The organism is Achromobacter deleyi (assembly GCF_016127315.1).
GTDB classification, from domain to species: Bacteria; Pseudomonadota; Gammaproteobacteria; order Burkholderiales; family Burkholderiaceae_B; genus Achromobacter; species Achromobacter insuavis_A.
The window spans coordinates 3985327-3999777 of sequence record NZ_CP065997.1 but is presented as its reverse complement, the minus strand read 5'-3'; the positions used below and the strand labels follow the sequence as shown (position 1 = coordinate 3999777).

At 68.5% G+C, this 14451-nt stretch carries 13 protein-coding genes; 6 read left to right on the top strand and 7 right to left on the bottom strand.

The window, feature by feature from the left end; all coding sequences use genetic code 11:
• Window positions 1-39 precede the first annotated feature (39 nt).
• The 7 genes from I6I07_RS18160 to I6I07_RS18130 all read right to left on the bottom strand — a co-directional run bounded on the left by I6I07_RS18160 (window position 40) and on the right by I6I07_RS18130 (window position 6464).
• Window positions 40-1650 carry an OPT/YSL family transporter gene (locus I6I07_RS18160; RefSeq protein WP_198483141.1) on the bottom strand — a complete coding sequence of 537 codons (1611 nt, stop codon included), beginning with the start codon at window positions 1648-1650 and terminating at the stop codon, window positions 40-42.
• Window positions 1647-2432, bottom strand: coding sequence for an IclR family transcriptional regulator (locus I6I07_RS18155; protein WP_198483140.1), 786 nt, complete (start codon window positions 2430-2432; stop codon window positions 1647-1649). Before I6I07_RS18155 ends, I6I07_RS18160 begins: the two co-directional genes overlap by 4 nt.
• A gap of 269 nt (window positions 2433-2701) precedes the next feature.
• A complete protein-coding gene (locus tag I6I07_RS18150; protein ID WP_198483139.1) occupies window positions 2702-3361 on the bottom strand; it encodes a hypothetical protein in 660 nt (219 codons plus the stop codon).
• A 47-nt stretch (window positions 3362-3408) separates the two neighbouring features.
• Window positions 3409-3912 carry a hypothetical protein gene (locus I6I07_RS18145; RefSeq protein WP_198483138.1) on the bottom strand — a complete coding sequence of 168 codons (504 nt, stop codon included), beginning with the start codon at window positions 3910-3912 and terminating at the stop codon, window positions 3409-3411.
• Window positions 3913-4071: 159 nt separating this feature from the next.
• Window positions 4072-4659 carry a TetR/AcrR family transcriptional regulator gene (locus I6I07_RS18140; protein ID WP_198483137.1) on the bottom strand — a complete coding sequence of 196 codons (588 nt, stop codon included), beginning with the start codon at window positions 4657-4659 and terminating at the stop codon, window positions 4072-4074.
• A 257-nt stretch (window positions 4660-4916) separates the two neighbouring features.
• Entirely contained in the window at window positions 4917-5429 is a 513-nt protein-coding gene (locus I6I07_RS18135) for a ClbS/DfsB family four-helix bundle protein (protein ID WP_198483136.1), read from the bottom strand.
• 132 nt (window positions 5430-5561) lie between these two features.
• Window positions 5562-6464 carry a LysR family transcriptional regulator gene (locus I6I07_RS18130; protein ID WP_232625638.1) on the bottom strand — a complete coding sequence of 301 codons (903 nt, stop codon included), beginning with the start codon at window positions 6462-6464 and terminating at the stop codon, window positions 5562-5564.
• A 168-nt stretch (window positions 6465-6632) separates the two neighbouring features.
• On the opposite strand from I6I07_RS18130, the gene I6I07_RS18125 reads away from it, so the two are divergent.
• The 6 genes from I6I07_RS18125 (at window position 6633) to I6I07_RS18100 (ending at window position 14428) form a co-directional block, all read left to right on the top strand.
• Complete coding sequence (locus I6I07_RS18125) at window positions 6633-8024, top strand: MFS transporter (protein WP_232625637.1); 1392 nt, start codon at window positions 6633-6635, stop codon at window positions 8022-8024.
• A 70-nt stretch (window positions 8025-8094) separates the two neighbouring features.
• A complete protein-coding gene (locus I6I07_RS18120; protein WP_232625636.1) occupies window positions 8095-8667 on the top strand; it encodes a sigma-70 family RNA polymerase sigma factor in 573 nt (190 codons plus the stop codon).
• Complete coding sequence (locus I6I07_RS18115; RefSeq protein WP_232625635.1) at window positions 8661-9650, top strand: FecR domain-containing protein; 990 nt, start codon at window positions 8661-8663, stop codon at window positions 9648-9650. Before I6I07_RS18120 ends, I6I07_RS18115 begins: the two co-directional genes overlap by 7 nt.
• A gap of 136 nt (window positions 9651-9786) precedes the next feature.
• Window positions 9787-12225, top strand: coding sequence for a TonB-dependent siderophore receptor (locus tag I6I07_RS18110; protein WP_198483134.1), 2439 nt, complete (start codon window positions 9787-9789; stop codon window positions 12223-12225).
• 362 nt (window positions 12226-12587) lie between these two features.
• Window positions 12588-13526, top strand: a complete 939-nt coding sequence (locus I6I07_RS18105) for an ABC transporter permease (protein WP_198483133.1) — start codon at window positions 12588-12590, stop codon at window positions 13524-13526.
• Window positions 13523-14428, top strand: coding sequence for an ABC transporter permease (locus tag I6I07_RS18100; protein ID WP_232625634.1), 906 nt, complete (start codon window positions 13523-13525; stop codon window positions 14426-14428). Before I6I07_RS18105 ends, I6I07_RS18100 begins: the two co-directional genes overlap by 4 nt.
• Window positions 14429-14451: the final 23 nt, after the last annotated feature.

The following is a 14451-nucleotide window of genomic DNA, read 5'->3' as shown; positions in this document are numbered from 1 at the left end:
ATGGATTTCCTTTCGGGGTGAAACGACAAGAAGGGGGAATCACTTCTTGCCAAAATGCGAGGTGATGGCGGCGTTGAAGAAGCTGAAGATGGCGTCGCCCGCGATGATGCCGCCGGCAAACACTTCCATGTGGTTGCGGTGCTTTTCGCCGCCGACCTTCTCGATCAGCAGGCGCAGCGCGATGCCCGCCACCACGGCCCAGCCGGCCAGCGGGTTGGCGATCAGCAGGCCGGTGGCCAGCAGCACGCCGAGCTGGCGCTTGGGGCCGCCGATCAGCTGGATGATGGCGCCGGGAATGGCCCACACCAGCAGCATCTGCGCGATGCCGGGCGTGGCGCCGGCGTTGATGGTGGCCACGTAGACCTTGGCCACCGGCGGCAGCTGGCCGCCCGCGAACAGCGCGTCGTAGCTGAAATACACCACCGGGATCGCGATCAGGAACGCCAGCATGGCGGCGATCAGCTGCTGCTTGCGGCCTTCCAGTTCGAGGGCCATGTCGGCGCCGTTGCCGCGCAGCATGAAACCGGCCTTGAGGTCGTAGCCCATGTCCGCGAAGGCCGGACCGGTCGCCACCGAGAAGCCGCACAGGATCGCCAGCGCATGCGGCGGAAAGCCGATCAACAGGCCCAGCAGCAAGGTGATGAGGGCCACCGCGAACGCCGGGAACCAGCCCGAGTGCATGGCGGCGATGCCGACGATGAGTTCATGCACCAGCGCGGCGAACGCGGCGTAGACGATGAAGCCCAGCAGCATCGGCACCGGCATGTCGGCATACAGCCCCGCCAGCAGCGAGATGCCGGCGGACAGCAGGATGTACCCCACTCCGCCCAGGCGCAGGCTGCTGCCGACGCTGGGGCCGGTCGGGCCGCTGGCCTTGGGGCCGGCCTTGCTGCGCATGACCATCGCCACCTGGATCAGCGCCACCAGCCCGGCGCCGATCATCACGCCGTGCGGGATGTACTGTTTGTTGATGTCCATGCCGAACAGCGGCTCGGAATAGCCGCGCAGCAACAGGCCCAGGCCGAACATGCCCAGCGCCCAGATGTTGCCGATGAAGGCCACGCCGAACGCCGACATCGGGATCTTGAACCACGAGCCCACCGCGCCCACCACGATGCCCAGGCCCAGCAGCTTGGCCTGCGTGCCGCCCTGGTCGCCGGCCTTGATGGCTTCGGCCGCGGCCACGCCCGGCGGCCAGGCGCCGGTGGCCGGGAACACCGAGCTGCCGAACAGGCGGTACAGCATGTAGGCGTCCAGCAGCATCGCCAGCCCCACGCCCAGGAACATCGGCAGCACCATGTCGGGGCGGCCCAGCAGGTAGGGAATGGCCAGCGGCAGCAGCAGGCTGTTGGCCGCGCCGAAGGTGGCCGAGGAGATGGCGGTCTGCGCCAGGTTCTGCGTGTGGACCGAACGGTAGGAGCGCAGCAGGCGCATCGGCACGCGGGCCAGGATCATCGCCACCAGCGCGCCGATGATGGACGTGTTGGGCGTCACGCCCAGGGTCACGATCAGCTGGATGCCGATCACGGCGCCAAACACGCTCAGTGCGGCCAGCAGGACCAGGTTGGACAGCGAGAGCGCTCTCGGGTGCGGGTCTTCCTGCACTGAGGCGCCGCCTTGGGCGGCGTGGCGGGGGGTGGAATCAATCATGGTGCTGACTCATGGAGGGCATGAACGGGGGATCCCCAGGCCGGATCGCAGACGATCCGGCCGAGGCTTCTGGCTTCCGTCAGCAGGTCCGCGGCCAGCGCTTGCACGCTGGCGGCATCGGCCTGGGCCGCCGGAAAGGAAAGGCACATGGCGAAGCGCTCCATGGACACCGGGTCGCTCACGGCGCAACTGATCGAGGCCACCCCCGGGATGGCCTCGTTGATCGCCACGGCGAAGCCGGACTCGCGCACGTCGCGCAGCCGGGCCAGCACGTCCGGCACGGTTCGCGGCGCTTCGTCGGAAATGAACGGCAGCTGCTTGCCCAGCCGCTTGGCCACCTTGTCGTCGCTGTCGCGCGCCAGCAGCACGCGGCCGGTCGAGGTGGCCCAGCTGGGCGAACGGTGTCCGGGATAGGTCGTGACGCGCAGCGGATGCGAGCCCTGCTGCACGTGCAGCACCATGATGTCGCGCCCCTCGAGCACCGAGATGTAGCCGGTGTGGCCGCTCTGCGCGCTGAGGCGCTTGAGGGCGTCCTGCATCTGCGCGGACAGCGAGGTGGTCTCGCGCACCATCCGCGAGAGTTCCAGGATCATCACCCCGGGACCGTAGGCGCGGGTGCTGTCCTCACGATCCAGCAGCCCCAGTTCCTTCATCTGCGCCAACAGGCGCGACGCCGAGCTTTTCGGCATCTCCAGGTGGTCAACCAGGTCCGTCACCGTGACCTTGCGATTGAGCTTATTGATCAGGCGAAGAATGATGGCTGCGTTTTCGAGTGAGGCCATGAAGTTCCAAAAAATGAGACTTAGTTCCAAGTAATGAGTCAATGTAGTCCTTCCGAAAATGGCCGGATACACGAACTAACCCTAGGTTTGGAGGCAGTTTGAAAGGTGATTTACGGCACGCTGAATGCGAAGCCGTGGTGCGCGCTGGCCGGCATGCCCTGGCGGCCGCGCTTGTGCGTGCCTGCGATATGCCCGCGACGCGGACCGCTGTGGCCGCGCCCGTTACGGCTGCGTCGGGCGCGTACCGCCGGCGTTGCGCCGGCCGCGCGTCATTCCTCGCTGGGACGCGGTCGGCGGTTGCGGGCGCGCTGGGCGGGATCGCCGGCCAGCGCGTCGTCGGTGGCGTTGCGCAAGGCCGCGGCCTGCGCCACCGGCCCCACCGTGATGGGCGCGGGGCCGGGCGCCGCCACGGTCTGCGACGGCAGGATCGCCGGCAGCCCCGCCACGAAGCGATACGGCAGTTGCGGCAGCAGGCCCTGGATCGTGCCCAGGTCATTGGCGGCCTCGGCGCGCGCCTGCAACGCCGCCTGGGCATCGCGCTCGGCCCGGTTGGTCGCGACGGTGCGCGCCTGCAGCCGGGCCTGTTCATCACGGAACGCCTGGATCGCGAGCTTCAGGCAATGCGCCGTGTATTGGTCGCGCAAGGGTTCGAGCGCGACGCCGGGCGCGTCCTTTTTCGGGGCTGCGGCGGGCGGCGCGGATGACGCTGTGGCGGTGGGCGCGGCCGGTGGCGCTGGTCGAGACGCGGCCGTCGTTGGCGGCGCCGACACGGCCTGCGCGTGCGCGGCGTGGATGCGCGCGAATTCCGCCGCCCGCGTGCGCATCGCGCGATCGGCCCGCGATTGCGCGTGCAGGCGTTCCAGACGGTACGGGTCACGCATCGCGTCGATGCGCAGCGGGTCGATCGGTTCGATGGCGTTGGCGCTCATGGCGACTCCCTTGGGCCGCGCGCGCCGACGCGCGCGGCATCACCTGGCTAGCGGGACGGCGCGCCGCGGCGCTGCGAACGGATCCACCATTGCTGCGTGATGGCGCCCAGCACGAAGATCGCGAACCACGTCGCCAGCGCACCGCGCACCAGCGGCGACTGCGGCCCGTCGGCCAAGGGATGCGACACCGGCAGCCGCGTCAGCGTCTCCGCGATCCCCGGCACCCACATCAGGAAGAAACTGAACGCGAACCCCAGCTGCGACAGATGGGCCCGCGCCCCTGATTGCGGCGACAGGCGCGACAGGAACAGCGCCCCCGCGACCGACAGCAACGCCAGGATGCCCAGCGCATGCCCGGCATTGAACCCGCCCGTGCTGGACAGGCCGAACGACGTCAGCACCGCCGCCAGCAGGCCGCCCAGATAGACCTTGCCGACCGGCGTCGCGCTGTCGATGCCGCGGTAGCGGACGAAGCTGTACAGGCCCGCCAAGGCGGGGACGAGACTGATGATCGTGTGCGCGGCCCCGAGGGGCGAAATGGGATGGGGCATGGGTAAGACTCCTTGGAATTGCCTGCCGGCTGAAGACAGCAGCGGCGCGGGGGACAGGGGTGGACCGGCTGGCCCGGGGTGAATCAAAAAAACAACCAACTAGTTGATCGGTACAGCAAGACAAAAAAAGGCGCACCTTGCGGCGCGCATCGGTAGTGCTCAGGCCGGCGGCGCCAACTGCTTGATGGCCGCCCGCGCGATCGACGCGAACGCCTCGGGCGAACCGAGCGCCCGCGCGGTCAGCATCGCGCCGTGGATCGTCGACATGAACGCCTGCGCCTCGACCAGCACGCCGTCGCGCAAACGGAACTGGCCCTTGGCGGCGCCGGCCGCGAGCACCGAGCCGAGCCAGGCCGACAGGTCGCCGAAATAGGCGCGGACCTCGTCCGCGACCGGCTGCGGAATCATCGGCAACTCGGCCGCCAGCATCGCGCCGATGCACATCGGCATGCTGCCGTCGCGGATGCAGGCTGCCCAATACTCGGTGTAGGCCGTCAGCCGGGCCTGCGGATCCTCGACGTGTTGATCGAGCGCCGCCAGCCCCGTGCGGGCCTGTTCGCGATGCCGCTTGATCACGACCAGCACGAGGTCGGCCTTGGTCGGGAAATGGTGATGAATGCTGGCCTTGCCGATGCGCACCCGTTCGGAGATGTCGGCATAGCTGAACCCGTGATAGCCGCCGGTGGCGAGCAGCAACCGGGTCTGCTCGACGATCTCGGTGGCGCGGGGGGAAAGTTCCAAACTCATGGGCATTGCCTGGATTGCGGGAAGATATGCCGCGGGCTCGTCGCGGAGGCCGGAGGGATCCGGCGGAGGGTGCGACGGCCTGGGCGGCGTTACGATGTAGCCAATCTACTAGTTGGTTGATTTCGTGTCAAGGGGTCGACCAGGGGAGCTGGACGATCAATTTCCGGCATCACGATCCTCAAAGTTCAAGCGCGGGAGGCATTTGTGGGGCGCGTCGCCACGGCGGCCGCGGAGCCCCGGGCTGGCGGCGCCCGGGATCACGTCAGTCCGTTGGCCCGCTTCCACTTGCGCAACCGGCCGCGCGCATTGGCGTAAGGCGAAGACGTATTCAGCTGGATCATGCGGCCCTGGGTGTATTTCTCGTACCAGGGGGAACCATACAGGGCTGCGTCGCTGGCCTGCGCCACCCAGGCCACGACGCGGGCCTGCACCGTGGCGAACTGTTGCAGCAACGCCGGATACGGCTGCCCGGCGTGATCCGCATAGAATTTTTGCGCAAGGCGGCCCAGCTCGTTCCACCGATAGCCCGTCTCGGGGAAATCGACGGCCCGCCCCGCGGCCTTGGCCTCGCACCACTTGAGCACCAGCAGGTTCCAGCCGACCAGGTAGGCGACCAGATCGGCCACGCTCATCGTGGTGCCGCGCGCGTGTCCTTCCAGCGTGGCGTCATGCGCCCGGTCGGGCGGCACGCTCGCCAGATCGGCGGCCAGTTTCTCATAGGTGACGCGAATCGCATCCAGCAATTCCTGCTTGTCTTGGGGCACTGCCATGCCATGGCTCCGGTTGCGGGAACCGTGGATCAACCCCGGCCCCTGAACGTCAGTATGCCTGCGCGGCAGGCTGGTGAACGGACGCTGACCTTCTCCCAGCCCGGGCCGGGCGCCTCGCGCCCTCGCCCGGCCTCACAGGTCATTCAGGGATTTCTCGCGCAGGTGCCGGGCGAGGAATTCCACCAGTGACCGCACCTTGCCCGCCATCAGCCGCTGGTGGGTCATCAACGCGAACACCGGCCTGGGCGGGGTTTCCGAGGCCACCAGCAACGGCTGCAGGCGGCCGGCGGCGACGTGGTCCGCGATCGCCCAGGCCGGCGCATAGACGATGCCGGCGCCGCCCGCCGCGGCCGTGACGACGCCGTCCACGGTGTTCGAGCGCATGCGGGTGCGCACCCGCACGGTCGCCGGCCTGCCCTTGTCCATCAGCGTCCAGGCATCCTCGGTCGCCAGATGGCTGTAGACCAGGCCGTCATGCTGCGCGAGTTCCTGCAGGTTGGCGGGCGTGCCATGGCGCGCCAGGTAGTCGGGCGCCGCGCTCAGGACCCAGCGGATCGAGCCCAGGCGCCGGGCGACAAGGCTGGAGCTGGGCTGTTCGCCGACCAGCACGGCCAGGTCGATGCCCTCTTCCAGCAGGTTGACGGGGCGATCCAGCAAATGCAGGTCGAGCGCGACCTTGGGATGCTGCACCAGGAACTTCGCGAGCAGGGGTTGCAGGTGCACCCGGCCGTACAGCGTCGGCGCCGTGACGCGCAGCCGGCCCGAGGGCTCGGCGGCATCGACGCGCATGCTGCTTTCCAGTTCGTCCATCTCGGCCAGCAGGCGCTTGGCCTCGGCGTAATAGCGCTGCCCCGCCTCGGTCAGGCGCAGGGCGCGGGTCGAGCGCACCAGCAACCGGGTGCCCACGCGCTCCTCCAGCGCGCTGATGCGCCGGCTGACGGACGCCAATGAAATCCCGCTGACGCGCGAGGCGCCGCTGAGACTGCCCTGGTCCACGGCCGCCACCAGCAGCGCCATGCCTTCCGATCGGTTCACCCCGCCCTCGCTTTCGCCGCGTTCCGCGGCAATCCTGAACGGTTCCAGTATTTCATATCTGCAAGGCTGCTTTCCGGATTTTGCTATTCACCGCAAGAAGCGCGACTTTCATACTGGGGCCGTTTTCCCGTTTTCGGTCTCCCTTTTTCAGCCTCCCTGCGTGCCGCGATGCCTGCTTCCCCCGCTTCCTCCCCCACTCCCCTGACACCCGCCGCGCGCCGTTACGCGATGCTGGCCGTGTCCCTGTCGATCTCGATGGCGACGCTCGATACCTCCATGACCAACACGGCGCTGCCGTCGATGGCGTCGCAGCTGGGCGTCAGCGCGGCCGACGTGATCGGCGTGGTCACGATCTATCAACTGGTCATGGTGGCGACGATGCTGCCGCTTGCCGCGCTGGCGGGCAAGATCGGCCACCGGCGGGTGTTCCTGCCGGCGCTGTGGCTGTTCCTGGCCGCCTCGGTCTGGTGCGGCGCGGCGCCGACGCTGTGGTCGCTGGAAGCGGCGCGGGCGGCGCAGGGCCTGGCCGCGGCGGCGCTGATGGGCTGCAACATGGCGCTGGTCAGCGCCATCTACCGCAAGGAGGAACTGGGCCGGGGCATGGGCCTGAACGCCATGATCGCGGCGGCGTCGCTGGCCGGAGGCCCGGTGCTGGCGTCGGCGATGCTGACGGTGTTGAGCTGGCACTGGCTGTTCTATGTGAACGTGCCCTTCTGCCTGGTGGCGCTGGCGCTGGCCGGCAGGCACCTGCCGCGCTCGCCGGGCGATGGCAAAGCGCTCGATGCGGGCGCGGCCGTGTTGTGCGCGCTGGCGTTCGGGCTCGCCGTGCTGGGGCTGGAACGGCTGGCGCGGCCGGACTGGAGCGCCGCGCTGGTCTGGGGGTTCGGGGCATTGAGCTGGGCGCTGCTGCTGCGCCGCGAACGCCTGAGCGCGCACGCGATCGTGCCGCTGGACCTGCTGCGCCTGCCGTCCTTTTCGATGGCCGTGCTGGTGTGCGTGCTGGCCTTCGCGGCGCAGGGCGCGGCCATGGTGGCGCTGCCGTTCCTGCTGAACCGGACGCTGGGCCGCGACATCGCCGAGGTCGGGATGCTGATCGCGCCCTGGCCGGTGATGGGCGCCTGCCTGGCGCCATTCTCGGGCAAGTGGTCGGACCGCATGTCCGCCAGCCTGCTGGGCGCGATCGGCCTGGCGCTGCTGGCCGCCGGCCTGCTGGCCGCGAGCGGGCTGCCGGCCGGCGCGCCGATGTGGGCGGTGATGCTGTCCATGGCGTTGTGCGGCACCGGCTTCGGGCTGTTCCTGTCGCCCAACCAGCGCTTCATCATGTTCAGCGTGCCGGCGCACCGCGCCAGCGTGGCCAGTGGCCTGTCCGGCCTGGCGCGGCTGCTGGGCCAGACGATGGGGGCGGCATTGGTGGCGGCGTGCTTTGCCTTCAATGCCCGCGCCGGCGCCACCTGGGCCCTGTGGGTGGCGGTGGCGTTCGCGCTGGCCGGTTGCCTGGCCAGCGCCCTGCTCGAACGGCTGGCGCGGCGGGTGCGGACGGCGTCGGGTTGCGCCGCATGAAGGGATGATAATAATATCCATTCCTATTGAAAATCGGGCGACACCCCGACCTTCCTTACTGGAATGCATCGTGCCCAACCAGGTTTCCCGCTCGGAATTCGAATCCCTGTACTGCCATCACCACGGTTGGTTGCAGAGTTGGCTGCACCGCAGGCTGGGCAGCGCCGCCGACGCGGCCGACCTCGCGCACGATGCCTTTCTGCGTCTCATCCAGGTCCCGCGGCGGTTCGGCAGCGCTCCCGAGGCGCGCAGCTATCTGCGCAGCATGGCCAACGGCATGTGCGTGGACCTCTGGCGCCGCCGCAATATCGAGCAGGCGTGGCTCGACACACTGGCCGCGCAGCCCGAAGCGGTCGCACCGTCCGCCGAGCATCAGGCCATCGTGCTGGAGGCCTTGCGCGAAATCGACGCGATGCTGCGCACCCTGCCTCCCAAGGTCGGGCGCGCCTTCGTCATGGCGGTTGCGGGCGACATGACGCACAAGGAGGTCGCGCGTGAACTGAATGTCTCCACGCGCACCATCACGACCTACGTCGCGCAGGCCATGCTGCATTGCCTGCAACTGGAAGCCAGGCTGGTCGTGACGCCCCGCCCGGCAAGCCAGCCGCGCGGCCCGGGTTCCGAGGAGGAAGCCGGGTGCTGAGTCCCTCCGCCGACGCGCCGCAAGACGCGTTGCCGCACCAGGCGTTGAGCCAGGCAGCCCAATGGTTCGCCACATTGAACTCGGGCGAGGCGGGGGCCGACGACAGGCGGCGCTGGCAGGAATGGCTGGCCGCGGCCGCCGAGCATCGTGAAGCCTGGCGCTACGTCGAACGCATCAGCCATCGGTTCGAGCCGATCAAATCCAGCCCCGCGCGTGGCAACGCGATTGCGGCCTACGAACAAGCGCATGCGCGGCGGCGGCGGCAGGTCCTGCGCGGCCTGGGACTGTTTGCCGGCACGGCCTTGACGGGCTGGGCCGCCTGGCGCCACACCGCCCTGCCGGAATGGGCCTACGCCTGGACGGCAGACGTGCATACCGACACGGGCGAGGTGCGGACGGTGGTGCTTTCCGACGGCTCGCGCGTGTGGCTCAATGCCCAGAGCGCCATCGATGACGGCTACGACGACGCGCAGCGCGGGCTGCGCCTGCTGCGCGGGGAAATGCTGGTCGATACGGCACGCGACCCACGGCCGTTCTACGTCCAGACGCCCCAGGGCCGGCTGCAGGCGCTCGGCACGCGTTTTTCCGTGCGCCTGGAGCGGGACCTGACATTCCTGGCGGTCTACCAGGGATCGGTCGCCATCCACCCGGCCGCGGCCAGGACCCGGACCGTCATCGACGCGGGGCAGCAGGTGCGTTTCTCGCGCGAGGCGATCGCCGCCAGCGAAGAGGCCGATCCCGCCCGCGAAGCCTGGGCCCGCGGCCTGCTGGTCGCGCGCCATACGCCGCTGTCCGCGGTCATCGCCGATCTGCGGCCGTATTTCCGCGGCCATCTGGGCCTGGCGCCCGAAATCGCCGACCTGCCCGTTTTCGGCGGTTTTCCGCTGGCCGAGCCGGAGCGCGCCTTGCACATGCTGGAACAGGTCCTGCCGATCCGGGTGCAGCGCCGCTGGTCCTGGTGGATCAGCCTCGAACCGGCCTGATTGCCGCTGCCCTGGGAAAACCGGGTGCCCGCTTCTACTTTTTTGGCTCTCATTCGATTAAGGACATGAGAGATCACCGAACCTGTGGCGAAGGTGGTCGTTACATCAACCACCTGCTTCAGGAAGTCCGTTCCCCATGTCTTGCCGCCCCCCATCCGCCGCCCCGCGCCCGTCGCGTCCGATCGCCCGGCCCGTCCTGCTCACCACGCTGATCCATCTGACCCTGGCGGGCGCGTTGGCCAGCGCCTGGACGCCTGCCGCGCAGGCCCAGGCGCAAGCCGGCCAGGCCGGCCTGCGCCACTATGCCATCCCCGCCGGGCCGCTGGATGCCGCGCTGGCCAGGTTCGTCACGGAATCCGGGGTGCCGCTGGCCGCGCCGCCAGCCCTGGTCCAGGGCCGCCAAAGTCCGGGCCTGCAGGGCAGCTTCAGCGCCGAGACGGCGCTGGCCCGGCTTCTCGATGGCTCGGGACTGGCCGCCACCCGCGGCGCCGATGGCAGCTACATCGTGCATCCGCGGTCCGGCGGCGACAGCACCGTCACGCTGGCGCCAGTCGCCGTGACGGGATTCGCCAGCGATGGCGCCACCGAAGGCACGGGTTCCTACACCACGGGCGCGACCGCGACCGCCACCCGCCTGCCGCTGACGTTGCGAGAAACGCCGCAGAGCGTCACCGTCGTCACGCGGCAGAAGATGGACGACTTCGCCCTGACCGACATCAACGACGTGCTGCAAAGCACCAGCAGCGTGGTGGTGAATTCGCAAGGCGCGGACGGCGCGAATTTCTTCAGCCGGGGATTCGCGCTGCAAATGCAGTACGACGGGATGATGAACCCGATCGGCATCGGCGAAAACAACATCAGCCCGGCGCCGGACAGCGCATACCTGGATCGGGTCGAAGTGCTGCAGGGCGCGGCTGGCCTGCTGGCCGGCGCGGGCGAACCCGGCGGCACGGTCAACCTGGTCCGCAAGCGCCCCACCGGCCAATTCCAGGCGCAGCTGGAGGCGCAGGTGGGGTCGTGGGACAAACGGCGCCTGGTCGGCGACGTGTCCGGCCCCCTGGTGGCGTCGGGCAAGGTCCGCGGCCGCGCGGTGGCGCTGTGGGACGACAGCGATACGTTCGTCGACCACGCCTATGACAATAAAAAGGGCTTCTACGGCGTGGTCGATGCCGACATCACGCCCACCACCACGATCGGCGCCAGCTTCCAGTGGCAGCGCAACAAGGGCAACAACCACCTGGGCGTGCCGACCGCGCCGGATGGCGGCGACCTGCGGCTACGCCGGTCCGCGTTCTTTGCCGGAGCCAACGACGGCATCGACAAGGAATACCGGATGTACACCGTCGACCTGACGCAGCAGTTGCCCGCGGGTTGGAAGCTGCGCGCCAGCTACAGTCACAACGAGGCCAAGGCGGACAATGCGTCGAGCTATCTGTACGGGACGCTCGATCCCGCCACGGGAAATGGCTTGCGCCTCTACCAACAATTGCTGAAACGCGACTTCTCGGCCAACAGCTATGACCTTCACGCCAGTGGGCCGGTGTCGCTGTTCGGCCGCGACCACGAACTGGTGTTCGGCGTGAATGCGTCGACCCTGAAGGCCCGCTCGCGCGGGTACTACGGCGCGGGCATGCCGGTCGATATCTATCGCTTTGACGCCGACATCCCCCGGCTCGATGGACCGCTGGCCCCCTGGAGCAAACCCAACGAGACCCTGCAACGCGGCGCCTACGGCGTCGCCCGCCTGAACCTCGCCGATCCGCTCAAGCTCATCCTGGGCACCCGCGTGAGCGGGTACGAATACCGCAACGAGGGCGTGCCCACGCAGAAAGAGCGCGGTGTCGTCAGCCCCTATGCCGGCCTGGTCTATGACATCGACGGCGAACACTCGGCCTACGTCAGCTATTCCGACATCTTCAAGCCGCAGGACAACCTCAATGCCAGCGGTGGCACGGTCGACCCGATCGTGGGCAAGAATTATGAAATCGGCCTGAAGGGGGAATACCTGGGCGGCAGGCTGAACACCAGCGCCGCCCTCTTCCGCCTGGAACAGACCAACCTGGCGCAGACGGATCCGAGCGTCCCCTACGATGAAAGCAATATCTGCAAGGGCTATTGCTACTCGGCTTCGGGCCTGGTGGTCAGCAAGGGCGTGGACCTGGGCATCAATGGCGAACTCTCGCCCGGCTGGCAGCTCGGCGCCGGCTATACCTACGTGCACAGCGCCTATGCCAAGGGAGAGGACAAAGGCAAGCCGTATGCCGCCAACACGCCGGACCACCTGCTGCGTGTCTACACCACCTACCGCCTGCCCGGCACGCGCTGGACCATCGGCGGCAATGTCAGGGCGCAGAGCGCCATCTCCAATTCCGGCGACGGCTACACCATACGGCAAGGCAGCTACACGGTGGTCGGGCTGCTGGCCAAGTACCAGGTCAGCCGCCAGGCGGAGATCGGCCTGACCGTGGACAACCTGTTTGACCGGCGCTACTACAGCGCCGTCGGCGACCCGTGGTTCTACAACTTCTACGGCGCGCCACGCCGCTTCGCGCTGAATCTCAGGTATACGCTGTGATCCCCACGGCGGCGCCGGCTCGCGGCGCCGCCGTCGCCCCCCTGTCGATCGCCCTATCAATCTTTAGGCAGGCGTCATAACACCCCGTTATCGCAGGCGTAACGCCGGTGTTGGCAAAACATCAAATACCCCTTTGTTTTCAATCGGTTGACATGGAAACAGAGAAACACGACCAAGTCCTCCCATAGTGGATTTCCCTGGGTCCACGGCGCCTGGGCGCGCTGGCATTCTTTGGCCACCGCAGCACCTGGACGTACACAGAGACAAGGTTGTGTCATGCCGAGACCCATTCACTTTTCCCCCCCACGGCCCGCCTGCGGGCCGCGCACCGAGCCAACCCGTATGACTTGCGCGGGCCTCGCATGATCCGCCAGATCCTCAACCGCTTCACGATCTCGCTGCCCGTCCTGCTGGGCGTGGTGGTGGTGTGCTTCGTGCTCCTGCAGGTCGCGCCGGCGGACCCTGCCGCCGTGATCGCCGGCCCCACCGCCACCGCCGAGGAACTGGCGCAGGTGCGCCAGGAACTGGGCCTGGACAAGTCGATCGTCCAGCAGCTGTCCCTGTACGTGTGGCGCCTGCTGCACCTGGACCTGGGCCGTTCGATGATCTCCAACGTGCCGGTCATCGACGAGATCGGCAGCACCATCGGCGCGACGGCCGAGCTGATGCTGGCCAGCGTGGTCTGGTCGATCCCGCTGGCGATCCTGCTGGGCACGCTGGCGGCCTACCGCCGCGGCAAGCTGACCGACCGCTTCGTCATGACGCTGTCGGTCGTGGGCGTGTCGTTGCCGGTGTTCTGGGTCGGCCTGCTGCTGGTGCAGCACATCGGCGGCGCCGGCATCCTGCCGTACATCGGCCGCAACGGCCCGATCTGGACCCTGGCCGGCCTGCAATCGCTGGCGTTGCCCGCGCTGACGCTGGGATCGGTGCTGATCGGACCGGTGGCGCGCATCACCCGCACCGCCGTGATCGAGACCCTCAGCGGCGACTATGTGCGCACCGCGCGCGCCAAGGGCGCCGGCGAAGGCCGCGTGCTGCTGCGCCACGCCCTGCGCAACGCGCTGCTGCCGATCGTGACGCTGGTGGGCCTGCAGGTGGGCAACCTGCTGGGCGGCGCGGTGGTCACCGAGCAGATCTATTCCTGGCCGGGCGTGGGCCGCATGGCGGTCGGCGCCATCTTCGCCGGCGACTTCCCGCTGGCCCAGGGCGCGATCCTGGTGACCGCGCTGGGCTTCATCCTCATCAACCTGATCGTGGATCTGCTCTACGGCTACCTGGATCCGCGAGGCAACAAATCATGAGCGCAGGCACCACTTCCTCGATGGGCGGGCTGCCGCCCCAGGCCATGGCCACGCCGCTGGCGCGCATCGCGTCGCGCCTGCGCCGCGATCCGATCCTGCTGCTGTCGCTGCTGGCGGTGATCGCGATCGTGCTGGTGGCGCTGTTCGCGCCCTGGCTGGCGCCGCACGATCCGTATTCCACCAACATGGCCATCGCCCGCAAGGCGCCGGGCTGGACCTCGGCCGATGGCATCAGCTACCTGCTGGGCACCGACGTGCAGGGCCGCGACATCCTGTCGCGCGTGATCTACGGCATCCGCGCCACGCTGATGCTGAGCGTGCTGGCGGTGATCGGCGGCTCGGGCCTGGGCGCCCTGCTCGGCATCCTGGCCGCCTACTACCGCCCGCTGGAAGGCGTCATCATGCGCGTGGTCGACGTGCTGCTGTCGTTCCCGGCGATCCTGTTCGGCCTGAGCCTGTCGGCGCTGATGGGCCCGGGCACCACCAGCATGGTGCTGGCGCTGGGGATTTCGGCGATTCCCGGCATGGCGCGCATCGCACGCGGCTCGGCCATGGTGGTGATGAAGCAGGAATACATGGAAGCCGGCCACGCCATGGGCTTCGGCAACTTCTACCTGATCACGCGCTACCTGCTGCCGAACTGCTCGTCGATGCTGATGATCTACGCCACCCTGCAGCTGGGCCACACCATCCTGCTGGGCTCGGTGCTGTCGTTCCTGGGCCTGGGGCCGCAGCCGCCCTTCGCCGAACTGGGCAGCATGGCCGCCGACGGCCGCAAGTTCCTGCAGATCTTCCCGCACATCTCGACCATTCCCACGATGACCATCTTCTTCATCGTGCTTGCCTTCAACCTGCTGGGCGACAGCCTGCGCGACGCGCTCGATCCCAAGCTGCGGTTCTGAACCGCGGCACGCCCGACCACACC

What these genes read in the sequence shown, in the direction of transcription:
- I6I07_RS18160 (WP_198483141.1), bottom strand. Translation starts at nt 1,650, where the DNA reads ATGATTGATTCCACCCCCCGCCACGCCGCCCAAGGCGGCGCCTCAGTG.
- I6I07_RS18125 (WP_232625637.1), top strand. Translation starts at nt 6,633, where the DNA reads ATGCCTGCTTCCCCCGCTTCCTCCCCCACTCCCCTGACACCCGCCGCG.
- I6I07_RS18140 (WP_198483137.1), bottom strand. Translation starts at nt 4,659, where the DNA reads ATGAGTTTGGAACTTTCCCCCCGCGCCACCGAGATCGTCGAGCAGACC.
- I6I07_RS18135 (WP_198483136.1), bottom strand. Translation starts at nt 5,429, where the DNA reads ATGGCAGTGCCCCAAGACAAGCAGGAATTGCTGGATGCGATTCGCGTC.
- I6I07_RS18150 (WP_198483139.1), bottom strand. Translation starts at nt 3,361, where the DNA reads ATGAGCGCCAACGCCATCGAACCGATCGACCCGCTGCGCATCGACGCG.
- I6I07_RS18100 (WP_232625634.1), top strand. Translation starts at nt 13,523, where the DNA reads ATGAGCGCAGGCACCACTTCCTCGATGGGCGGGCTGCCGCCCCAGGCC.
- I6I07_RS18155 (WP_198483140.1), bottom strand. Translation starts at nt 2,432, where the DNA reads ATGGCCTCACTCGAAAACGCAGCCATCATTCTTCGCCTGATCAATAAG.
- I6I07_RS18145 (WP_198483138.1), bottom strand. Translation starts at nt 3,912, where the DNA reads ATGCCCCATCCCATTTCGCCCCTCGGGGCCGCGCACACGATCATCAGT.
- I6I07_RS18110 (WP_198483134.1), top strand. Translation starts at nt 9,787, where the DNA reads ATGTCTTGCCGCCCCCCATCCGCCGCCCCGCGCCCGTCGCGTCCGATC.
- I6I07_RS18105 (WP_198483133.1), top strand. Translation starts at nt 12,588, where the DNA reads ATGATCCGCCAGATCCTCAACCGCTTCACGATCTCGCTGCCCGTCCTG.